The following is a 20,687-nucleotide window of genomic DNA, read 5'->3' as shown; positions in this document are numbered from 1 at the left end:
GTAAAGAATGTTAAGAGTGAAAGTTCACTCGAACAGAAACGTTGCCATAAAGATTAAGCGTCTTAAAGCTATCTTTTCCTTTGATTTTATGATCTTGAACGACCTTGCAGCCGGCAACGCCGCTGCCTCTTTCCCAATGACGGCGAGTCTGAGCCGCCAAGCCCTTGCCCTGCTCCACCCGCTCAAGCGCCAAAAGGCTTGAGCAGCTTTTCGCCCCCGCCCCAGGAGCGAGCCTGCTTTCGAACCGAAGCGCCTTTGCCCTTTCCCCTCACCTCTAAAGCTCTATTTCAAATGAAAGGGGGAAAGGACAACGAAGCGCAGGTCGAAAGCAGGCTCGCTCCTCTCCCTTGTGAAACAAAAAAAATATGCTATAATAAATAAAAAGTCAAAGAAAGTCAAAGTCAACTGACTAAATAAAGGTACAAATACCCTGCGACACGCCGCAAATAGATGGTGCCTCGAAACAACTAGACGTTTCTTCCTTTTTGCGTGAGGGTTATTTTAAGAGAAGGCTCCACAGGAAGAAGGCAGACGAGCGGCGGCTCAGGCAGATGGTGGAGGGTGAGTCGATGCGTAATATTTCTGATGTCATCGAGCATTATTTAAAGACCGTTTTACAAGAAAGTCAAGGCGGGATGATCGAGATTCAACGTAATGATTTGGCAGATCGCTTTTCTTGCGTGCCGTCTCAGATCAATTACGTAATTAGTACACGTTTTACATTAGAAAAGGGATATTTGGTTGTCAGCAAACGAGGTGGAGGCGGATATATCCGGATTCAACGAATCGAGCTTCCTACACATTCAGAGCTGCACACCCATGTGCATGAGACGATTGGCAATGAAATGACGCAGTCTGCTGCGGAAGGATTACTTTACCGTTTGAAAGATGCGAATTTGATTACTAAACGTGAAGCGGCATTAATGCGTTCCGCGATCGAGCGAGAAACTTTGCTGCTGAAACTTCCTTACCGGGACGAGATTCGTGCACGGATTATGAAGGCGATGCTGATTGCATTGATGGGACAATAGTACGCAACGGATATACGAAGAAATCTTGTATAGACGTTTATTCAGGTAAAGGAGGTGGGGCGAATGCTGTGCCAAGAATGTCAGCAGCGGCCCGCAACCCTGCATTTTACGAAAATTATTAACGGCGAAAAAAATGAATTCCATATCTGTGAGCAGTGCGCGCGTGAAAAAGGCGAAATGATTCCGGGAACATCCGGCGGATTTTCAATCCATAATTTACTTTCTGGATTTTTGGATTTCGATATGGCGGGTAAAACGCACACCGGAACTTCGGCTCAAACCACGCAGCTACACTGTGAAGAATGTGGAATGACGTATGCACAGTTTCGCAAGATTGGGCGTTTTGGGTGTAGTTCTTGCTACAAATATTTTGACGACAAGATCGATCCATTGTTGAAACGTGTACATGGCGGTGTCGCGCATGTAGGGAAAGTGCCTAAGCGCGGAGGAGCGGATCTTCATCTACAACGCGAAATCGATGGTCTTAAGCAAGAAATGCAAGAAAGTATCGAGAAGCAAGAATTCGAAACGGCGGCGCAGCTTAGAGATCGGATTCGCGATCTTGAAATGCAGCGTTCGCAGCGGTAAAGGAGGATCGTTAGATGTCTGAATTTGCATTTACAGAAAAAGCGTTGAGCACTTGGATGCAAGCCGAAGGACAAGACTCCGATATTGTGATCAGCAGCCGTATTCGGATCGCGCGTAATCTTCGGTCGCAGCCTTTTCCGCTTGTAGCCAGTGAGGAACAAGCCGAAGAAGCGAGAAACCAAGTGATTCAAGCTGCTGAGCAAGCTGCCGAGAAATTGGGTAATATGCAATCAGTACAGCTTGATGAGTTAAATGAAATCGATCGGCAAGTACTGGTTGAGAAACGGTTGGTTAGCCCGATGCTTGCCAATGAATCTCAAGAGGCTGCGGTGGTTCTTAGTGAAGACGAGTCGTTAAGCATTATGATTAATGAAGAAGATCATATTCGGATTCAGTGTCTGTATCCGGGCTTTCAGGTGAAGCAAGCTTGGGAGCGGGCGACGATGGTCGACGATGAATTAGAAGCGTATATCGACTACGCGTTTGATGATCGCCGAGGCTATCTCACCAGCTGCCCAACGAATGTAGGCACAGGATTGCGCGCTTCGGTCATGATTCATATGCCGGCGCTTGTGATGACGCATCAGATTGGCCGCGTGCTAAGTGCTGTATCTCAAGTCGGGCTTACCGTTCGCGGGATTTACGGAGAAGGCAGCGAAGCGCAAGGCAATCTTTTTCAAATCTCGAATCAGATCACGCTTGGGCAAAGTGAAACCGAGATCGTCGATAATCTGGAAGGAATTGTGATGCAGATTATCGAATATGAACGTCAGGCGCGCAATCGGCTTGTCGAAGAATCAAAGATTCGTTTGTACGATCGTGTGATGCGTTCTTACGGAATTTTGAATTATGCGGCAATCATCGATGGCAAAGAAGCAGCGCAACGCTTATCAGATGTTCGGTTAGGCGTGGATCTGGGTTGGATTGATGGGCTTTCGACAATGTTGCTCAATGAATTGACCATTTTGACCCAACCGTATTTCCTTCAGAAAACGTTCGGTGCTACAATGAATACATCGGAGAAAGATATGTACCGGGCGCAGTTGATCCGGGACAAGTTAGTGAAGAGTAAAGGGTAATAGGTAAAGTTAAGTCGGTTGAAAATAGAGTATGGTCGTTTATTTTCGGTCGACTATCGCTCACTACTTTGTGGAGGTGCTTGGCATATGATGTTTGGCAGATTTACGGAACGTGCGCAGAAAGTTTTGGCACTCGCTCAAGAAGAAGCAGTGAGACTTGGACACAATAATATCGGTACAGAACATATCCTGCTCGGTCTGATCCGTGAAGGTGAAGGAATTGCAGCAAAAGCATTGATCGGTCTAGGTCTAGGCTTAGAACAAATTCAAAGCGAAGTGGAAACGCTGATCGGACGCGGGCAAGAGCAACCGACCAATATTGCGTACACGCCTCGTGCGAAAAAAGTAATCGAATTGTCGATGGACGAAGCGCGCAAGCTGGGTCACACGTATGTAGGTACTGAGCACATTTTGCTTGGTCTGATTCGTGAAGGCGAAGGCGTAGCCGCACGAGTTCTGAACAACTTGGGCATCAGCTTGAACAAAGCACGTCAACAAGTTCTTCAATTGCTCGGTAGCAGCGAAGCGGTGTCGAGTCATCATGGAACACCAGCTAATGTCAGCACACCTACGCTGGATAGCTTGGCGCGTGATTTGACCGCATACGCTAAAGACGGCAATATCGATCCGGTTATCGGACGTAGCAAAGAAATCGAACGCGTGATTCAAGTGTTGAGTCGCCGGACGAAAAACAATCCAGTTCTGATCGGTGAACCAGGTGTCGGTAAAACAGCAATCGCCGAAGGTCTGGCACAAAAGATCGTCAATAACGAAATTCCAGAAACTCTCCGCGAAAAACGCGTAATGACACTCGATATGGGTTCAGTCGTAGCGGGTACGAAATATCGGGGTGAGTTTGAAGATCGTTTGAAAAAGATCATGGACGAAATTCGTCAAGCCGGCAATGTTATTTTGTTCATCGACGAATTGCATACTTTGATTGGTGCAGGCGGAGCGGAAGGTGCAATTGATGCTTCTAACATCTTGAAACCTTCGCTGGCACGTGGTGAGTTGCAGTGCATCGGGGCAACAACGCTGGATGAATATCGCAAATATATCGAAAAAGATGCTGCACTTGAGCGTCGATTCCAACCGATTACGGTAGATCCGCCTTCTGTTGACGAAGCGATCCAAATTTTGCACGGATTACGTGACCGCTATGAAGCGCATCACCGTGTGAAAATTACAGATGAAGCGATTGAACAAGCGGTTAGATTGTCGGATCGTTATATCACAGATCGTTTCTTGCCGGATAAAGCGATCGATCTGATCGACGAAGCGGGTTCCAAAGTGAGATTGAACTCGTATACGGTACCACCAAACCTGAAACAGCTTGAGAACCGTTTGGATGATATTCGCAAAGAAAAAGATTCTGCCGTTCAAAGCCAGGAGTTCGAGAAAGCGGCGGCGCTGCGCGATACGGAGCAGAAGATCCGCGAAGAGTTAGAAACGACTCGGAACCAATGGAAAGAAAAACAAGGACGTACCGATTCCGAAGTAACTCCTGAGGATATTGCGGACGTTGTCGGAAGCTGGACCGGAATTCCGGTCAACAAGCTCAAAGAAGAAGAAACGGATCGCCTGCTCAATATGGAGAGCCTGCTGCATGACCGGGTCATCGGTCAAGACGAAGCCGTCGTTGCGGTCAGCCGCGCGATCCGCCGTGCTCGTGCCGGTCTGAAAGATCCGAAGCGTCCGATGGGCTCGTTTATCTTCCTTGGTCCTACAGGCGTCGGTAAAACCGAGCTGGCGCGCGCATTGGCAGAATCGATGTTTGGCGATGAAAATGCAGTCATTCGTATCGATATGTCCGAGTATATGGAAAAACATTCGACTTCTCGTCTGGTCGGAGCGCCTCCGGGATACGTCGGTTACGAAGAAGGCGGTCAACTGACCGAAAAGGTACGCCGCAAACCTTATTCCGTTGTACTGCTGGATGAGATCGAGAAAGCACACCCGGAAGTCTTCAATATCCTGCTTCAAGTGCTGGAAGATGGTCGTCTGACCGATTCCAAAGGCCGCGTAGTCGATTTCCGAAATACGCTGATTATTCTGACGTCGAACGTCGGCGCAGATGCGATTCGCCGCAACTCCACGCTCGGCTTCACGGCGGCAGCTGATAGCGGAGCAGAATATAAGAGTATGAAGAGTAAAGTCATGGATGAGCTCAAGAAAAGCTTCCGTCCGGAGTTCCTGAACCGGATCGACGAAACGATCGTTTTCCATTCGCTCGAAGAGAAGCATATCGCCGAGATCGTGACATTGATGTCCGAAGAACTGCGTAAACGTCTGAACGATTACGGCGTGAACTTCAAGCTTACGGACGCAGCAAAAACATTCTTGGCAAAAGAAGGCTACGATCCAGCTTACGGAGCACGTCCATTGCGTCGAGCAATTCAAAAGCATATCGAGGATCGTTTGTCCGAAGAATTGCTGACAGGTCGCGTTGCTAAAGGTGATTTCCTTCTCATCGACGAAAAAGACGACGCATTGTCTGTTGAAAAGTCCGAAGAGCCTACGGTAGAGATCGAAAAAGCAGAGAAGTAAGCTTTTGCTTAACTAGCGTTTGAGCTTTTTATAAGAAGAGATGTATAGGAGGAAACTCCTGTTGATCTTTTGTTGAATATCCAAGTCGCAGAATCTATTCTGCGGCTTGGTTTTTTTGTGTGACAGAAGGCCGAACAGGGAGTTGGACTCTTACTTTTATAGCTAATAAATGATAAACTTTTCTAGGAAGAGCTTTCCGTATGTTACAAGTGAACGGATGGTTTGCGATCATCAGGAAACTGGTGAGAGAGGAGATCCATGGCTAAAACAAAAACGAAGTTTTATTGCACCGATTGCGGCTATGAGTCGCCTAAATGGTATGGCAAATGTCCAGGCTGCCAAGCTTGGAATTCAATGGTAGAAGAAACGGTCAGCAATGTAAAAACACAAGGTATGACCGGGATGAATGCTTCTTTATTTCAAGGTACACAAAAACCGATGTCAATTGTCGATATAGAGAGTGGACAAGAACCGCGCGTCGATACGAAGATCGGAGAATTAAATCGCGTATTAGGCGGAGGCGTCGTGCCGGGTTCTTTGATTCTGGTCGGAGGAGATCCGGGTATCGGTAAGTCTACGCTGCTTCTGCAAGCTTCTCATTCGCTGGCGGCATCGGGGCTTAAAGTCCTTTATATTTCGGGAGAAGAATCGGTCAAGCAAACGAAGCTTCGCGCAGAGCGGCTTGGTGCATTGTCACCGCAGCTTTATGTGCTTTGCGAAAGCAATATGGAGCAGATCGAACAATCGATCGAACAAATCGCTCCGGACTTTCTGGTCATTGACTCGATTCAGACTGTGTATCAACCGGACGTGACGAGTGCGCCAGGTAGCGTATCGCAGGTGCGCGAATGTACAGCCCGTTTTATGCGTTTGGCGAAAAATGGCGGTATCGCGATTGTACTTGTGGGTCACGTGACCAAAGAAGGCGCGATTGCCGGGCCTCGTATGCTTGAGCATATGGTCGACTGCGTCTTGTACTTCGAAGGCGAACGTCATCATACGTACCGTATTTTACGTGCAGTCAAAAACCGCTTCGGTTCGACGAATGAGATGGGGATTTTTGAAATGCGCGAGCATGGACTCGATGAAGTGACCAATCCTTCGGAGTTGTTTTTATCGGAGCGTGCTATGGGCGTATCGGGTACGACGGTCGTGGCAAGTATGGAAGGAACAAGACCGGTACTGGTCGAACTTCAAGCATTGGTCGCAACGACGCACTTTCCTTCGCCGCGGCGTATGGGAACAGGCATTGACTATAACCGTCTGAATCTTATTATTGCCGTGTTGGAAAAACGTATGGGCTTATACATGCAAACGCAAGATGCTTATGTCAATGTCGCAGGCGGTGTTCGATTAGACGAGCCTGCTGTCGATTTGGCGGTAGCGGTTAGCATTGCGTCGAGCATGCAAGACAAACCTACGCGTCCTTACGATGCCGTATTCGGGGAAATCGGTCTGACCGGCGAAGTACGCGCTGTAGCAAGAGCCGAGCAAAGGGTGAAAGAAGCATTAAAGCTAGGATTTAAACGGGTTATTTTACCGGGAAAAAGTCTGAAAGGATGGAAGCATCCTGAAGGTATACAATTAATCGGAGTTGAGACCGTATCGCAAGCGCTCAAAGCGGCGCTAGAGTAAGGCGTTGGCAACAGGGATCAACGCAATGGGAGGCAGCCAATGAAAGAATCGGAATCCGCAAAAATGAATGAATTGCTTAAGCTCGTCGCTCCGGGAGCTCCTTTCCGTGACGGTCTTGAAAATGTGCTTCGAGCGAAAACGGGTGCGTTGCTTGTTGTCGGCTATAGCCCGGAAGTGATGGAAGTGGTCGATGGCGGTTTTTCGATCAACTGTGACTTTTCGCCGAACTATCTGTATGAACTTGCCAAAATGGACGGCGCGATTATTCTCAGCGAAGATTTAAAACGCATTTTGTATGCGAATACACAGCTGATTCCGGATTCGGCGATTTCTTCGTCCGAAACGGGGATTCGTCACCGAACTGCCGAGCGAGTTGCAAAGCAGACCGGCAAGTTGGTTGTATCGATTTCGCAGCGGCGTAATATCATCACTTTGTACCTGGGAAGCTTGCGTTATACGCTCAAAGAAATGGGCGTTATTTTGACCAAAGCGAATCAAGCGATCCAAACGTTGGAACGATACAAAGTGGTTTTAACGCAGGCGCTTACCAATTTAACGGCTTCCGAGTTTGAAGAATTGGTTACGTTGGGTGAAGTCGTAGGCGTTATTCGCCGCGTGGAAATGGTACTTCGGATCAAGACCGAAATTCAGCGTTATGTCAGTGAGCTTGGAAATGAAGGCAGACTGATTGCGATGCAAATGGAAGAGTTGGTCGGTAACACGGAACGCGAAGTGATGCTATTGATCAAAGATTATATCGCGCAACCGGATGAAGAAAAATCGAAAGACGTATTGACGGCGCTGCGCCGTTCGACGGACGATGACTTGCTAGATACCGCTCATATCGTACGTTTGCTGGGGTATCCTTCTTCGGTATCGGTTATGGATGAAATGCTAGTTCCTCGTGGATACCGGGTACTGAGCAAGATTCCACGGTTGCCGAATGTGATCGTGAACAATTTGACCGAGCATTTCGGAAAATTGGGCGAAGTCGTACGCGCCGAGTTGGAAGAACTGGATGAAGTCGATGGGATTGGCGGCGCTCGCGCACGTACGATCAAAGAAGGGCTTCGCCGTTTGCAAGATCAGGTGTTTATTGAACGTCAGGTATAGGCGCTCCGTGACGCTCCGTGATGTCGCTTTTCGCTTCACTTGTTTTGATTTCTGGATTCGGTGGGGAATATTCGGGGAAGGAAATCAAAGCCAAAAGTCGCTCAAATCGACATCACTCCGCTGGGGGTTTGGGGGAACAACCCTTTTAAAGATTAATAGCGTCAAGATCGAGATCAAATGATTGATCAAGCTCCCGCATTTCGCGAGGAGCTTTTGGTTTGTGTGGAGCTTCTCAATTTCAACACGCGACCGGAACGAATTCTCTACGCAGCGACTACACAGCGCCCACGTACGTAGCAAAAGGACGCTTTTTGTAGCGGGCTGTAGTATAATGAAACGACGCGGAAATAGCGAAACGGACAACAAAGGCGGGGCTTAACGTCATGGAACGAAATTTAAGCGTCATCGTGGTTGCAGCCGGTAGAGGCTCGCGCATGGGGACGAAAGAAAGCAAACAGTTTCTCGAACTCGATGGGCGCCCGTTATTTTTACGGTCGATCGAAGCGTTCGGGCAATTTGGCGCGACTGCGGAGATCATCGTCGTTACGGGAGAAGCGGATGTGGAGCGGTGTGAACGATATATTCGAGATGCGGAGTGCCCGCTTGTGAAGCTTGTCGTAGCCGGAGGATCGGAACGTCAGCATTCGGTCTACGAAGGGTTGAAGCATGTGACTTCACCGTGGGTAATGGTTCATGACGGCGTGCGTCCTTTTATTCAACAGGAGCAAATATTGGCTTGTTACGAAGAAATGCAGCGAAGCGGAGCGGCGGTTCTGGCTGTACCTGTCAAAGATACGATCAAAGTCGTGGAGAACCGTACGATTATCGATACGCCGGATCGCAGCGCGTTATGGGCGATTCAGACACCTCAAGGATTTCGAACAGAAGAACTACTGCGCGCACATAAAGAAGCAGTTGCTGCCGATTTTCTAGGGACCGATGATTCGATGCTGATCGAACGGTTGGGCGCGTCAGTAAGTGTCGCTCAAGGAAGTTATACCAATATCAAAATCACAACACCGGAAGATCTGAATTATGCGGAATTTTGGATTCAGACTCATCGGAAGGAGGCGGAGTCATGATTAGAATCGGACAAGGATTTGATGTGCATCAATTGGTAGAAGGCAGACCGTGCATCATAGGCGGCGTGACCATCCCTTACGAAAAAGGGCTTCTCGGTCATTCGGATGCCGACGTATTGCTGCATACGATTAGCGATGCGATATTAGGGGCGTTAGCGCTTGGGGATATCGGTCGTCATTTTCCAGATACAGATGAAGCTTTCAAAGACGCAGACAGTGTGAAGCTGCTGGAGCAAGTATGGAAAATGGTGCAAGAACGCGGTTATGCGTTGGGTAATCTGGATGCGACGATCATTGCGCAAAAGCCGAAAATGGCGCCTTATATCCCGCAGATGGTGACGGTTATCGCGAATACATTAGGAGCGGACGAATCGCAAATCAACGTAAAAGCAACGACAACCGAGTGGCTTGGATTCACGGGACGGGGCGAAGGCATTGCAGCGCAAGCCGTTGTTTGTTTGACAAAGGGTATGCTATCATCTTGAAAGAGTTTTAGAAACGATACGGGAGGAATACAATCATGACGCAAGAAGTACGGGTACGTTACGCACCAAGCCCAACCGGGCATTTGCATATCGGTAATGCGAGAACCGCTTTATTCAACTATTTATTCGCACGCAGCCAAGGTGGTAAATTCATCGTGCGTATCGAAGATACGGACGTGAAACGCAATGTCGCAGGCGGCGAAGAAAGCCAATTGAACTATATGAAATGGCTCGGCATCGAATGGGACGAAAGTATTGACGTAGGCGGCGAATACGGACCTTACCGTCAAACGGAGCGTCTTGATATTTACAAAACCTATTGGCAAGAACTGCTCGACAAAGGGTTGGCTTATTTGTGCTACTGCACCGAAGAAGAACTCGAAAAAGAACGCGAAGAGCAGATGGCAGCCGGTCAGACGCCTCGTTATTCGGGTAAACACCGCAACTTGACGGACGAACAACGCCAAGCTTTTGCGGAAGAAGGTCGTGTACCGAGCGTGCGTTTCCGTGTGCCGGAAAACAAAACGTATACGTTCGACGATATGGTCAAAGGTGAAATTTCGTTCACAACGGAAGACACAGGCGATTTCGTAATCGTGAAACGCGACGGAATTCCGACTTACAATTTTGCGGTTGTGCTGGACGATCATCTGATGAAGATCAGCCATGTACTGCGCGGAGAAGACCATATTTCCAACACGCCGCGTCAATTGATGATCTATGAAGCGCTTGGTTTTGAGCCACCGCGTTTTGGGCATATGACTTTAATCGTAGGCGATGATCACAAAAAGCTGAGTAAGCGTAACGAATCGATCATTCAATTTATTTCGCAGTATGAAGAACTGGGTTATTTGCCGGAAGCTTTGTTTAACTTTATTGCTTTGCTCGGTTGGTCGCCGGAAGGTGAAGAAGAAATGTTCACCCGCGAAGAATTGATTTCGATCTTCAACGCGAATCGGTTGTCGAAAAGCCCGGCGGTATTCGATCCGAACAAGTTGGCGCATATCGACAACTACTATATTAAGCAAGCGGACCCGCTTCGGATTTCGGAACTTGCGATTCCTCATTTGCAAAAAGCAGGTCTGCTTCCGCAAACGTTGGATGCTGCTCAGCAAGATTGGGCGCAGCGTTTAGTGGCACTTTATCAAGAGCAAATGAATGCCGCTTCCGATATCGTGAACCTATCCGAAATGTTCTTCCGCAAAGATATCGAATTCGGCGAAGAAGAACGTGCGGTACTTGCCGACGAAAAAGCACCAGTCGCTTTGTCCGCGTTACTTGCGAAAATCGAAGCATCCGACGAGTTCTCGCCGGAACGTATGGCAGCGCTGATCAAAGAAGTGCAAAAAGAAAACGGGATCAAAGGCAAACAATTGTTTATGCCGATCCGCGTAGCGTTGACAGGTCAAATGCACGGGCGCGATCTGAACCAAACGATTTATTTGCTGGGCAAAGAAACGGTCATCGAACGTCTTCAAGCTCAGACTGCTTAAGAAGTAGTAACGAGGTTACAAATCATTGTCAGACCCTATAGATTCGTTTATAATGGCTAAACAAGATCTATCTTAACCATTCATCAATTGAATATTTCTATAGCGAAGAACGGGAGAAGTACATCGTACACCGAACCTTCAGAGAGGACGGCCGAAGATCACACGCGTATCTAAGCGGAGATCGGGAGCTGGAAGTCGTCCGGATCGGCAGATGGAAATGCACCTGGGAGCTGTATATTCGAACTTCAATTTGTGAGTTGAAGCTAGTGTATACCGATTCGTCCACGTTACGGGCTGGAATAAGATGAGTTCTCGATCATAGAGGATTCAAGCAGAGTGGAACCGCGGTCGAACGCCTCTGTAGCATAATCATGCTGCAGAGGCGTTTTTTATTTTGGGCAATGGAAGCGAGGAAGAGCGATGTTCAAATCGATGAAGTCCGATATCCGGGCGGTATTCGACAACGATCCGGCAGCAAGAAGTTTGTTTGAAGTCGTATTTACCTATTCGGGCTTACACGCGATTTGGGCGCATCGGGTTGCACATAAGCTATATACATGGCGGCGTTTTACACTCGCGAGAATTGTATCGCAAGTCGGTCGCTTTTTTACCGGTATCGAAATTCATCCAGGTGCGAAAATCGGCAACCGCTTGTTTATCGATCATGGTATGGGCATCGTAATTGGCGAGACTTGCGAAATCGGCGATGATGTCGTCGTGTATCAGGGTGTGACACTCGGCGGTACGGGTAAAGAAAAAGGGAAAAGACATCCGACGATCGGTAACAATGTAGTGATCGGTTCGGGAGCCAAAGTGCTCGGTTCAATCACCGTAGGAGATCAGAGCAATATCGGTTCTAACTCGGTTGTTCTCAAAGAAGTACCACCCAATAGTACAGTTGTCGGAATTCCGGGGCAGATTGTTAGACAACATGGTCGCAAAGTGGATCGTTTAAGTCATCAGATGCCGGATCCGTCCCACGATGCGATTTGCGAATTGCGGCGCCAAATTGGCGAGCTTCAGCAAGAATTGGATAAAGTGCGTCAAGAGGCTGAGCCTTATACGCCGCGTGCGGTAAAAAATCGAGAACAGAATTAAAACGGTAAGTATGAGAGAGGAATGTGGAAAATGACGTTACAAATTTATAATACGATGACAAGAGAAAAAGAAAAGTTTGTACCGGTAACCCCGGACAAAGTGAATATGTATGTGTGCGGTCCAACCGTATACGACTACATCCATATCGGTAACGCGCGTCCCGTGATCTTTTTTGACGTGGTAAGAGCTTATTTGGAAGATCGCGGATATGAGGTCAACTACGTCGTGAACTTTACCGATGTCGACGACAAATTGATCCGTAAAGCGGAAGCGATGAATACGACCGTGCCTGAAGTCGCAGAAAAGTTTATCGAAGCGTATTATGAAGACTTGGAAGGTCTCGGTGTTGAAAAGGCAACTTTAAATCCTCGCGTAACGGAAAACATGGACGATATTGTATCGTTTATCGGTGAGCTGGTGGATCGTGGTCATGCTTATCCAAGCAGCGGCGATGTTTATTTCCGGACTTCGAGTTTTGAGCCTTACGGAAAATTGTCGCGTCAAAACTTGGAACAACTTCAATTCGGAATCCGGATCGAAGTCGATGCGCGTAAAGAAAGCCAGGAAGACTTTGTGCTCTGGAAAGGCGCAAAACCGGGCGAGATTTTTTGGGAAAGCCCTTGGGGACCCGGACGCCCGGGCTGGCATATCGAATGCTCGGCGATGGCGCGTCGTTACCTTGGCGATACACTGGATATTCACGGCGGCGGACAAGATTTGCAGTTCCCGCACCATGAATGCGAGATTGCGCAATCGGAATCTTTGAGCGGTCATGCGCTCTCCAACTACTGGATGCACAACGGTTACGTCAATATCGATAATGAAAAAATGTCCAAGTCGCTCGGAAACGGGATTACGGTTCAAGACTTGCGTAAACGATACAAAAAAGAAGCGCTGCGTTATTTCGTATTGTCAACACACTATCGCAACCCGCTTAATTTCAGCGCAGACAATATGCAGCAAGCACTTAATAGCGTAGAGCGCGTAGAAAATGCGTTAGCTTCGATTCACCACCGCCTCGGGGCGGCAACAGAAGGTAACGGTCAAGTCAATGCCGAGCTGAATACGAAGCTGGATACCGTTCTTCAAGACTTTTATGCAAAAATGGACGATGACTTCAATACACCGGATGCGGTGACCGCTATTTTTGAATGGGTGAACGAAGCGAACCTTGTACTCCGTGAAGAAGTCGTGATTAAAGCGGACTTGCAAGCTTTGTTAGACACATTCCGTAAAATGAATAAAGTGCTGCGCGTTGCAAGCGAGCCGGGTACGGAATTGCTTGATGAAGAAGTCGAAGCATTGATCGCCGAACGCGTCGAAGCCCGTAAACAAAAAAATTGGAGTCGCTCCGATGAAATTCGTGATCTGCTGGCAGAGCGCGGCATCGTACTTGAAGATACGCAGCAAGGCATGAGATGGCGGAGAAAATAAGATGACCGAACACGAACAAGAAGGTCAATTGGAACCGAAAATAAGCCCATTATTTTTCGATTATCCACCGTCCAAGCCTCCGGGGCTGTTGCCGCCACTCGTTCTTGCCTATATCGGAGACGCGATTTTTGAAGTGGCAATCCGTCAATATTTAATCGGGCATGCTAACTTAAGACCTCATTATTTGCATCGTGAAGCGACGAAGTTGGTCTCGGCAGGTGCGCAAGCTAAAATGCTGTTTCGGTGGGAATCGCTGCTCACAGAAGAAGAAGCCGATATCGTTCGCCGCGGACGAAATGCGAAGTCCGGTTCTGTACCCAAAAATGCAGATGTGATGGATTATCGACATGCGACAGCATTAGAGTGTTTAGTTGGGTACTTATATTACAGCGGCAAAATGTCACGGTTGGAAGAATTGATTCATCAAGGACTGCAACCCGAAGACAACGAACAACCCAAACCAGAATAAATAAAAGATTCAATCAAGGATTGCAAGGAGAAAGGGAGTTATCCAATGGAAGAAGAATTGATTGCCGGTAAGCATTCGGTCACCGAAGCGCTGAAAGCCGGAAGAAGTATTAATAAAATTTGGATTGCGGAAGGCACGCAGCAAAAACAAATGCAGCCGATTCTGAATGAAGCCAAAAACAGAGGCGTCATCGTACAGACAGCAGACAAACGTAAACTCGATACAATGGTGCCGGGAATTCAACATCAAGGCGTTGTCGCTCAAGCTGCACCTTTTGTCTATGCGGAAGTTGAAGATTTGCTTGCGGCAGCCGCAGCAAAAGACGAAGATCCGTTTTTGATTATTTTGGATGAGATTGAAGATCCGCATAACTTGGGTTCAATCTTGCGTACCGCAGACTGCACAGGCGTACACGGTGTGATTATTCCGAAGCGCCGTTCTGCGCAGGTCAATGCAACCGTGTCGAAAACAAGTGCTGGAGCGGCAGAGTATGTCCCGGTAGCGCGCGTTACGAATTTGGCACAAACGATGGAAAAGTTAAAAGAAGCTGGCGTATGGATTGCAGGTACAGACGTGCGCGCCGAAGGTGAAATCTACGATACCGACGTGTTCAAAGGACCGCTTGCGCTTGTGATCGGAAACGAAGGCGAAGGTATGGGACGTCTGGTTCGTGAAAAATGCGATGTATTGATCAAACTTCCGATGCAAGGAAAAATCAATTCACTTAATGCTTCCGTAGCGGCAGGAGTCGTTATGTATGAAGTGCTGCGCCAGCGCAGCGGCAGAAAGTAGAGTTGCGCGATGGCCGATTTGCGGGATGTGCTTCTGGTAGACGGATACAACATGATCGGAGCTTGGCCGGAACTTGCGTCGCTTTCGCAATTGGATATGAATGAAGCTCGCGATCGATTACTGGAACGTTTGGCAGATTACCAAGCGTTCACAGGACGGCGGGTAATCGCGGTATTCGATGCGTACCGGGTTCCCGGTAAAGGGAAATCGTTCGAGCAAAGCGGAGTCGAGATTTATTTTACGAAAGAAAAAGAAACGGCAGACGAAGTGATTGAGCGTTTTGCGGGTCAATTGGGCGGCAAGCGTCGGCGCGTGTACGTGGCAACCAGCGACTTCGTTGAACAAAGCGTAGCTTTTGCCCAAGGGGCGCTTCGGGTCCCTGCACTTGAACTTTTGGTTGAAGTGGAACAAAGCGAACGAGAGATCAGCAAACGGATAGCCGAGCAAGTACAACGCGGAGGTCGCAATACAATCGACGGCAAATTAACGCCAGAACAACTTCGAACGTTTGAACGTTGGCGCCGACAATAAAGCTTATTCATGTGGCAAAAAAGTAAACGTTTTCTTTTAACTGGTTATACAAAAGCGATCGATTCGTAACAGCATCCCTTTTTTGGATATAATTCGGTTGACGGTGTAAGGTGACATAATATATACTTGGGCTAACTTTTACAACAGGCTCGTAACTTGCGCCGCGGCCGGAGGGATTGCTGGTGAGTGTAGATCTCAAAGAAATTGTCGTTTCACCTTACGATTTCCAGAGCGATGAAGAACTTGTGGAAGCAGTTCGTGTCAGCGATAGCGAAGCATTGGAATATCTGATCAATAAGTATCGGAACTTTGTCCGTGCCAAAGCTCGTTCTTATTTTCTTATTGGAGCGGATCGCGAAGACATCATCCAAGAAGGCATGATCGGTTTGTACAAAGCGATTCGAGATTTCCGAGGCGATAAGTTGTCTTCGTTTAAGGCGTTCGCCGAACTATGCATCACTCGTCAGATTATTACGGCGATCAAGACCGCAACCAGACAGAAGCATATTCCGCTTAATTCTTACGTGTCGCTTGATAAGCCTATCTACGAAGAAGATTCAGACCGTACGTTACTTGATGTGATTTGTGTATCGCAAGCTTCCGATCCGGAAGAGCTGGTCATTAATCGCGAAGAGTTCAGTGGTTTGGAAGATAAGATGTCGGAGATTTTGAGTGAACTGGAACGGCAAGTGTTGATGTTGTATTTAGACGGACGTTCGTATCAAGAAATCGCAGTCGATTTGCAGCGTCATGTCAAATCAATCGATAACGCTCTGCAACGGGTCAAGCGTAAGTTGGAGCGGTATTTGGAACTTCGGGATCAGATTTGAAAAGACGACTGTGACTCCGTTACATAAGAGTAATCGTTCTTTTTGAAAATAACAGATATAAGCCAAAGACTCCGGAAACGGGGTCTTTTTTCTGTCTTTTACAAATGCAATAAAAAAGCGCGTCAGCTCAACGTTTTTCGTTGACAGTCTATACCAGCTATGCTAGAGTGTTTTAGGTAGGCCTAAAATCATGATTTTAGGCTCAATACGAGTTCTTCTTCACTGAAGAATATCTTCGGGAGGTGTAATTCTATGCGGGTTATTATCACGTTGGCGTGTACGCAATGCAAACAACGCAACTATACAACGATGAAAAACAAACGTAATCACCCTGACCGCATGGAGATGAAGAAGTATTGCAAGTATTGTAACTCGCAAACTCCTCATCGCGAAACCAGATAGTTAGTTGGAGGTGTCGTAGGCGTGAAAAAAAGCTTCAAGTCTATGTTTTCCTTTTTCTCCGAAAGCTGGGCTGAACTTAAAAAGGTTCGCTGGCCCAATCGCAAAGAACTGACCAATTACACGCTTGTGGTCTTGGGCACTATTGTTGTGATGGCTGTATTCTTTTGGGTAATCGACATTGGACTCTCCTATGCGATTGAAGCGATAATTTAAGGAAAGGCCTGTAGGTGGCTTGATATGGAAAAAAGATGGTACGTCGTTCATACCTATTCAGGGTATGAGAACAAAGTCAAAGCCAATTTGGAAAAACGCGTAGAATCTATGGGCATGGAAGACAAGATTTTCCGGGTTCTTGTTCCTATGGAAGAAGAAGTGGTCGACAAAGACGGTAAGAAAAAAACCGTCATGCGTAAGGTCTATCCGGGATATGTCTTGGTCGAAATGGTTCAAACCGATGATTCTTGGTACGTTGTTCGCAACACACCAGGAGTAACGGGATTCGTAGGTTCAACGGGTGCTGGTTCTAAGCCGACAGCTTTGCTTCCGGAAGAGGTAGAACAAATTCTGAAGCATATGGGCATGAATGAACCGAAACCGAAGATCGAATTCGATCTGAAGGAATCCGTACGCATCAAAGTGGGTCCTTTTGCAAACTTTGTCGGAACAGTGGAAGAAATTCTGCTTGATAAAAGTAAACTTAAGGTTCACGTCAACATGTTCGGGCGTGAGACACCGCTTGAATTGGATTACACACAAGTCGAGAAGATTTAATTAACGCAAGGAGGTGTTTCTCAATGGCAAAGAAAGTCATTAAAATGGTGAAACTTCAAATTCCAGCAGGTAAAGCTAACCCGGCGCCTCCAGTAGGTCCAGCACTGGGTCAAGCAGGTGTGAACATCATGGCATTCTGTAAAGAATTCAATGCTCGCACAGCTGATCAAGCAGGTCTGATCATTCCAGTTGAGATCTCTGTATTTGAAGACCGTTCGTTTACTTTCATCACGAAAACTCCGCCGGCAGCAGTTCTTCTGCGCGTCGCTGCGAAGATCGAAAAAGGTTCGGGTGAACCGAACAAGAAGAAAGTAGCAACAGTTAACCGCGATACGGTTCGCCAAATCGCTGAACAAAAAATGCCTGACCTTAACGCTGCAAACGTAGAGTCTGCTATGCGTATGGTTGAAGGTACTGCTCGTAGTATGGGCATCACGATTCAAGACTAATTCTTGACCATCGTCCAAAGCCGAGCCTTATAGGCGGTGCGGCATATGTGGGAGGGTTACCCGCTAACACCACAAAGGAGGAATACACAATGGCTAAACACGGTAAAAAATACGTAGAAGCTGCTAAGCTGTTTGACGGCGAAGCAACTTATGAGCCTGCTGAAGCTGTAAGTCTTGTTAAAAAGACTGCAACAGCTAAATTTGACGAAACTGTCGAAGCAGCAGTACGTTTGGGCGTAGACCCACGTAAACAAGACCAAGCGGTTCGTGGTGTTGTTGTCTTGCCACACGGCACAGGTAAAACACAACGCGTATTGGTATTTGCAAAAGGCGAAAAAGCGAAAGAAGCGGAAGCTGCTGGAGCTGACTTCGTAGGCGATCAAGATATGATCAACAAGATCCAACAAGGTTGGTTCGAGTTTGATGTCTGCGTAGCAACGCCTGATATGATGAGCGAAGTCGGTAAACTGGGTCGTCTGCTCGGTGGTAAAGGCCTTATGCCTAACCCTAAAGCAGGTACAGTTACTTTCGACGTTACTAAAGCCGTTCAAGAAATCAAGGCTGGTAAAATCGAATACCGTCTGGACAAAGCAGGCCAAATCCATGCACCGATCGGCAAAGCGTCGTTCAGTGAGGATCAGTTAAACGAAAACCTGAAAGCACTGATGGAGGCACTTAACCGTGCTAAACCAGCCGCTGCAAAAGGCGTTTACCTGAAAGGCGTAGCTGTGTCCGCAACGATGGGACCGAGCGTTCGCGTTAACACAACTTCGTACAAATAAAAAAAGATTGACTTTCGTTAATTTTTTCGATAAGCTGTAGAAGTTGTTCATTCCGTTCTTTTGAACGGTCTGCTAAATTTGAATATGCTTACCGTAGACAGTAGGTGCTTTCGGGCTTAATTTCCTACCGAGGTGTGTGATAGAATTTCAGCTTTGCTGATTCGTCAAGCCTCCGTCTTCTACGGAGGCTTTTCTTATTGCATACGCTGCACGTTAAGTTTGACTTGAATGTAGCAAAAAGTGGGAGCGACCGGATTCTCCGTAGCGAGAAGTCGGCGTTTCACTCCAATTCAACAGGAGGTGTACGATTTGGCTAACGCAAAAGTGATTCAATCCAAACAAGAGTCGGTAGACGTAATCGCTGGGAAACTGCGCGAAAGCGTATCGACCGTGGTTGTCGACTATCGTGGTCTGAACGTTGCTCAAGTTACCGAGCTGCGTAAACAGCTTCGCGAAGCTGGCATCGAGTTCCAAGTTCTGAAAAACTCGTTGGTTCGCCGCGCAACAGCTGCTGCTGAACTGAGCGACCTCGACGCTGTTCTGACTGGCCCGACTGCAATTGCATTCGGTACAGAAGACGCTGTCGCGCCTGCTAAAATCCTGAACGATTTCGCAAAAGCGAATGACGCTCTGGAACTTAAAGGCGGCGTTGTTGAAGGACGCGTAGTAAGTGCTGACGAACTGAAAGCACTGGCTTCCCTGCCTTCACGCGAAGGTTTGCTGTCGATGCTTCTCAGCGTGCTTCAAGCTCCAATGCGCAACTTCGCATTGGCAGTCAAAGCAGTTGCAGACAAAGACGAGCAACAAAGCGCTTAATAAGTACCAAAAATCGCGGATGCGAGCTGAAGCGATTTGAGGGACCGAATATTCAAGCATGCTTGAATATTCGAAATTTTTCACCCAGCTTCACAAAACTGACAGCCTTAATCGGCTGATCTCACATACCCAAATGGAGGTTCAATCATGAGCAACGAGCAAATCCTTGAAGCCATCAAAGGCATGACTGTATTGGAACTTAACGACCTGGTTAAAGCAATCGAAGAAGAATTCGGCGTAACTGCAGCAGCTCCAGTAGCAGCAGCAGGTGGCGGCGCAGCTGTAGAAGCTGAGCAATCCGAGTTCGACGTTATTTTGACAAGCGCTGGCGCTTCGAAAATCAACGTTATCAAAGCTGTTCGCGAAATTACAGGTCTTGGCCTGAAAGAAGCGAAAGAAGTTGTAGACAACGCTCCAAAACCAATCAAAGAAAAAACTTCTAAAGAAGATGCAGAAGCAGTAAAAGCTAAGCTTGAAGAAGCTGGCGCTTCCGTAGAAGTTAAGTAATCTCTTTTCAATAAGAGTACTACAGGGCAGACCCTCGAAGTTATCCTGCTTCGGGGGTCTTTTCTTGTATTTGGTACGGATCTCGAACAGTCGGGAAAAGTGCGTAAGTCTTCGATCAACGAAAAAGGGGTTGAAGCAAATGTCAGATCATTACTACACGGATCGACCTACCGCTAAGCATGACCGCAAAACGATTGAAGTTGAGCTGCGAGGGCAAAAGGTTCGATTAGTTACGGATGCCGGTGTATTTTCCAAAGAAGGTCTGGATTATGGAAGTCGAGTATTGATTGATGCTTTAGATATTCCAGAGCAGTCTTCGGTATTGGATGTTGGATGTGGATACGGGCCGATTGGGATTGCAGCAGGGTTGATGGGCGCGAAGTCGATCACGATGCTGGATGTCAACGAAAGAGCGATCGAACTGGCTAATGAAAATGTAGCGTCGAACGGGATCTCGCAAGCCAAAGCGCTTAAAAGCGATTTGCTGGAATCGGTATTGCATCAAAAGTTTGATGTGATTATTACTAATCCTCCTATCCGTGCAGGAAAAGAAACGGTACATCGATTGTTCGAACAGGCAAGTGAGTGCTTGAATCCGGGAGGTTCACTGTGGATTGTGATTCAGAAAAAGCAGGGAGCGCCTTCGGCGAAAGCGAAGCTTGAAATGTTGTTTGAACAAGTCGAAGAAGTAACAAAAGATAAAGGTTATCGCATTTATAAAGCGACAGCTGCTCTATAAAGACCTTTTGAACT

23 protein-coding genes and 1 other annotated feature are annotated in these 20,687 nt (G+C 47.5%); all 23 genes read left to right on the top strand.

What is annotated here, in order from left to right; genetic code table 11:
* Positions 1 to 569 precede the first annotated feature (569 nt).
* The 23 genes from NOM90_RS18665 (at position 570) to NOM90_RS18555 (ending at position 20,673) form a co-directional block, all read left to right on the top strand.
* Positions 570 to 1,031: a CtsR family transcriptional regulator gene (locus NOM90_RS18665; RefSeq protein ID WP_255944202.1), complete on the top strand. Its 462-nt coding sequence runs from the start codon at positions 570 to 572 to the stop codon at positions 1,029 to 1,031.
* 63 nt (positions 1,032 to 1,094) lie between these two features.
* Complete coding sequence (gene mcsA / locus NOM90_RS18660) at positions 1,095 to 1,619, top strand: protein-arginine kinase activator protein McsA (protein ID WP_255944201.1); 525 nt, start codon at positions 1,095 to 1,097, stop codon at positions 1,617 to 1,619.
* Positions 1,620 to 1,633: 14 nt separating this feature from the next.
* Positions 1,634 to 2,698, top strand: coding sequence for a protein arginine kinase (mcsB, locus tag NOM90_RS18655; RefSeq protein ID WP_255944199.1), 1,065 nt, complete (start codon positions 1,634 to 1,636; stop codon positions 2,696 to 2,698).
* An 87-nt stretch (positions 2,699 to 2,785) separates the two neighbouring features.
* Positions 2,786 to 5,245 carry an ATP-dependent protease ATP-binding subunit ClpC gene (clpC, locus tag NOM90_RS18650; RefSeq protein WP_255944197.1) on the top strand — a complete coding sequence of 820 codons (2,460 nt, stop codon included), beginning with the start codon at positions 2,786 to 2,788 and terminating at the stop codon, positions 5,243 to 5,245.
* Positions 5,246 to 5,503: 258 nt separating this feature from the next.
* Positions 5,504 to 6,880, top strand: coding sequence for a DNA repair protein RadA (radA, locus tag NOM90_RS18645; RefSeq protein WP_255944194.1), 1,377 nt, complete (start codon positions 5,504 to 5,506; stop codon positions 6,878 to 6,880).
* Between the two features lie 39 nt (positions 6,881 to 6,919).
* Positions 6,920 to 7,993: a DNA integrity scanning diadenylate cyclase DisA gene (gene disA, locus NOM90_RS18640; protein ID WP_255944192.1), complete on the top strand. Its 1,074-nt coding sequence runs from the start codon at positions 6,920 to 6,922 to the stop codon at positions 7,991 to 7,993.
* 383 nt (positions 7,994 to 8,376) lie between these two features.
* A complete protein-coding gene (ispD, locus tag NOM90_RS18635; protein WP_255944190.1) occupies positions 8,377 to 9,075 on the top strand; it encodes a 2-C-methyl-D-erythritol 4-phosphate cytidylyltransferase in 699 nt (232 codons plus the stop codon).
* On the top strand, positions 9,072 to 9,560 hold the full coding sequence (gene ispF, locus NOM90_RS18630; protein ID WP_255944188.1) for a 2-C-methyl-D-erythritol 2,4-cyclodiphosphate synthase: 489 nt from the start codon (positions 9,072 to 9,074) through the stop codon (positions 9,558 to 9,560). Before ispD ends, ispF begins: the two co-directional genes overlap by 4 nt.
* A 35-nt stretch (positions 9,561 to 9,595) precedes the next feature.
* Positions 9,596 to 11,053 (top strand): glutamate--tRNA ligase, encoded by a 1,458-nt coding sequence (gene gltX / locus NOM90_RS18625; RefSeq protein ID WP_255944186.1) that lies wholly within the window; start codon positions 9,596 to 9,598, stop codon positions 11,051 to 11,053.
* A 420-nt stretch (positions 11,054 to 11,473) separates the two neighbouring features.
* Complete coding sequence (gene cysE, locus NOM90_RS18620) at positions 11,474 to 12,151, top strand: serine O-acetyltransferase (protein ID WP_255944184.1); 678 nt, start codon at positions 11,474 to 11,476, stop codon at positions 12,149 to 12,151.
* A gap of 30 nt (positions 12,152 to 12,181) precedes the next feature.
* The gene (cysS, locus tag NOM90_RS18615; RefSeq protein WP_255944182.1) at positions 12,182 to 13,585 is read left to right on the top strand and encodes a cysteine--tRNA ligase; all 1,404 of its coding nucleotides are present in this window, start codon (positions 12,182 to 12,184) and stop codon (positions 13,583 to 13,585) included.
* 1 nt (position 13,586) lies between these two features.
* The gene (locus tag NOM90_RS18610; protein ID WP_255944181.1) at positions 13,587 to 14,054 is read left to right on the top strand and encodes a Mini-ribonuclease 3; all 468 of its coding nucleotides are present in this window, start codon (positions 13,587 to 13,589) and stop codon (positions 14,052 to 14,054) included.
* A 45-nt stretch (positions 14,055 to 14,099) separates the two neighbouring features.
* Complete coding sequence (gene rlmB / locus NOM90_RS18605) at positions 14,100 to 14,846, top strand: 23S rRNA (guanosine(2251)-2'-O)-methyltransferase RlmB (protein ID WP_255944179.1); 747 nt, start codon at positions 14,100 to 14,102, stop codon at positions 14,844 to 14,846.
* Between the two features lie 9 nt (positions 14,847 to 14,855).
* The gene (locus NOM90_RS18600) at positions 14,856 to 15,377 is read left to right on the top strand and encodes an NYN domain-containing protein (protein ID WP_255944177.1); all 522 of its coding nucleotides are present in this window, start codon (positions 14,856 to 14,858) and stop codon (positions 15,375 to 15,377) included.
* 182 nt (positions 15,378 to 15,559) lie between these two features.
* Positions 15,560 to 16,207 carry an RNA polymerase sporulation sigma factor SigH gene (sigH, locus tag NOM90_RS18595; RefSeq protein ID WP_255944176.1) on the top strand — a complete coding sequence of 216 codons (648 nt, stop codon included), beginning with the start codon at positions 15,560 to 15,562 and terminating at the stop codon, positions 16,205 to 16,207.
* Positions 16,208 to 16,459: 252 nt separating this feature from the next.
* Positions 16,460 to 16,609, top strand: a complete 150-nt coding sequence (rpmG, locus tag NOM90_RS18590) for a 50S ribosomal protein L33 (RefSeq protein ID WP_087801972.1) — start codon at positions 16,460 to 16,462, stop codon at positions 16,607 to 16,609.
* 21 nt (positions 16,610 to 16,630) lie between these two features.
* Positions 16,631 to 16,822, top strand: a complete 192-nt coding sequence (secE, locus tag NOM90_RS18585; protein WP_026293958.1) for a preprotein translocase subunit SecE — start codon at positions 16,631 to 16,633, stop codon at positions 16,820 to 16,822.
* A 24-nt stretch (positions 16,823 to 16,846) separates the two neighbouring features.
* Positions 16,847 to 17,380, top strand: coding sequence for a transcription termination/antitermination protein NusG (gene nusG, locus NOM90_RS18580; protein WP_255944172.1), 534 nt, complete (start codon positions 16,847 to 16,849; stop codon positions 17,378 to 17,380).
* Between the two features lie 23 nt (positions 17,381 to 17,403).
* Complete coding sequence (rplK, locus tag NOM90_RS18575; protein ID WP_037291610.1) at positions 17,404 to 17,829, top strand: 50S ribosomal protein L11; 426 nt, start codon at positions 17,404 to 17,406, stop codon at positions 17,827 to 17,829.
* 89 nt (positions 17,830 to 17,918) lie between these two features.
* Entirely contained in the window at positions 17,919 to 18,611 is a 693-nt protein-coding gene (gene rplA / locus NOM90_RS18570) for a 50S ribosomal protein L1 (RefSeq protein ID WP_255944171.1), read from the top strand.
* Positions 18,612 to 18,684: 73 nt separating this feature from the next.
* Positions 18,685 to 18,815: a sequence feature (ribosomal protein L10 leader region), on the top strand.
* A gap of 105 nt (positions 18,816 to 18,920) precedes the next feature.
* Positions 18,921 to 19,427, top strand: a complete 507-nt coding sequence (rplJ, locus tag NOM90_RS18565; RefSeq protein ID WP_255944168.1) for a 50S ribosomal protein L10 — start codon at positions 18,921 to 18,923, stop codon at positions 19,425 to 19,427.
* Positions 19,428 to 19,574: 147 nt separating this feature from the next.
* Positions 19,575 to 19,934 carry a 50S ribosomal protein L7/L12 gene (gene rplL / locus NOM90_RS18560; RefSeq protein ID WP_255944166.1) on the top strand — a complete coding sequence of 120 codons (360 nt, stop codon included), beginning with the start codon at positions 19,575 to 19,577 and terminating at the stop codon, positions 19,932 to 19,934.
* A gap of 139 nt (positions 19,935 to 20,073) precedes the next feature.
* The gene (locus NOM90_RS18555; RefSeq protein WP_255944164.1) at positions 20,074 to 20,673 is read left to right on the top strand and encodes a class I SAM-dependent methyltransferase; all 600 of its coding nucleotides are present in this window, start codon (positions 20,074 to 20,076) and stop codon (positions 20,671 to 20,673) included.
* Positions 20,674 to 20,687: the final 14 nt, after the last annotated feature.

This window comes from Saccharibacillus sp. JS10 (assembly GCF_024436065.1).
In the GTDB taxonomy this organism is placed as follows: Bacteria; Bacillota; Bacilli; order Paenibacillales; family Paenibacillaceae; genus Saccharibacillus.
The sequence above is the reverse complement of the archived record's forward strand: the minus strand, read 5'-3'. Positions and strand labels throughout refer to the sequence as shown.

Excerpts from the sequence above, each read along its gene's own strand:
- NOM90_RS18665 (WP_255944202.1), top strand. The coding sequence starts at position 570 with ATGCGTAATATTTCTGATGTCATCGAGCATTATTTAAAGACCGTTTTA.
- mcsA (WP_255944201.1), top strand. The coding sequence starts at position 1,095 with ATGCTGTGCCAAGAATGTCAGCAGCGGCCCGCAACCCTGCATTTTACG.
- mcsB (WP_255944199.1), top strand. The coding sequence starts at position 1,634 with ATGTCTGAATTTGCATTTACAGAAAAAGCGTTGAGCACTTGGATGCAA.
- clpC (WP_255944197.1), top strand. The coding sequence starts at position 2,786 with ATGATGTTTGGCAGATTTACGGAACGTGCGCAGAAAGTTTTGGCACTC.
- radA (WP_255944194.1), top strand. The coding sequence starts at position 5,504 with ATGGCTAAAACAAAAACGAAGTTTTATTGCACCGATTGCGGCTATGAG.
- disA (WP_255944192.1), top strand. The coding sequence starts at position 6,920 with ATGAAAGAATCGGAATCCGCAAAAATGAATGAATTGCTTAAGCTCGTC.
- ispD (WP_255944190.1), top strand. The coding sequence starts at position 8,377 with ATGGAACGAAATTTAAGCGTCATCGTGGTTGCAGCCGGTAGAGGCTCG.
- ispF (WP_255944188.1), top strand. The coding sequence starts at position 9,072 with ATGATTAGAATCGGACAAGGATTTGATGTGCATCAATTGGTAGAAGGC.
- gltX (WP_255944186.1), top strand. The coding sequence starts at position 9,596 with ATGACGCAAGAAGTACGGGTACGTTACGCACCAAGCCCAACCGGGCAT.
- cysE (WP_255944184.1), top strand. The coding sequence starts at position 11,474 with ATGTTCAAATCGATGAAGTCCGATATCCGGGCGGTATTCGACAACGAT.
- cysS (WP_255944182.1), top strand. The coding sequence starts at position 12,182 with ATGACGTTACAAATTTATAATACGATGACAAGAGAAAAAGAAAAGTTT.
- NOM90_RS18610 (WP_255944181.1), top strand. The coding sequence starts at position 13,587 with ATGACCGAACACGAACAAGAAGGTCAATTGGAACCGAAAATAAGCCCA.
- rlmB (WP_255944179.1), top strand. The coding sequence starts at position 14,100 with ATGGAAGAAGAATTGATTGCCGGTAAGCATTCGGTCACCGAAGCGCTG.
- NOM90_RS18600 (WP_255944177.1), top strand. The coding sequence starts at position 14,856 with ATGGCCGATTTGCGGGATGTGCTTCTGGTAGACGGATACAACATGATC.
- rpmG (WP_087801972.1), top strand. The coding sequence starts at position 16,460 with ATGCGGGTTATTATCACGTTGGCGTGTACGCAATGCAAACAACGCAAC.
- nusG (WP_255944172.1), top strand. The coding sequence starts at position 16,847 with ATGGAAAAAAGATGGTACGTCGTTCATACCTATTCAGGGTATGAGAAC.
- rplK (WP_037291610.1), top strand. The coding sequence starts at position 17,404 with ATGGCAAAGAAAGTCATTAAAATGGTGAAACTTCAAATTCCAGCAGGT.
- rplA (WP_255944171.1), top strand. The coding sequence starts at position 17,919 with ATGGCTAAACACGGTAAAAAATACGTAGAAGCTGCTAAGCTGTTTGAC.
- rplL (WP_255944166.1), top strand. The coding sequence starts at position 19,575 with ATGAGCAACGAGCAAATCCTTGAAGCCATCAAAGGCATGACTGTATTG.
- NOM90_RS18555 (WP_255944164.1), top strand. The coding sequence starts at position 20,074 with ATGTCAGATCATTACTACACGGATCGACCTACCGCTAAGCATGACCGC.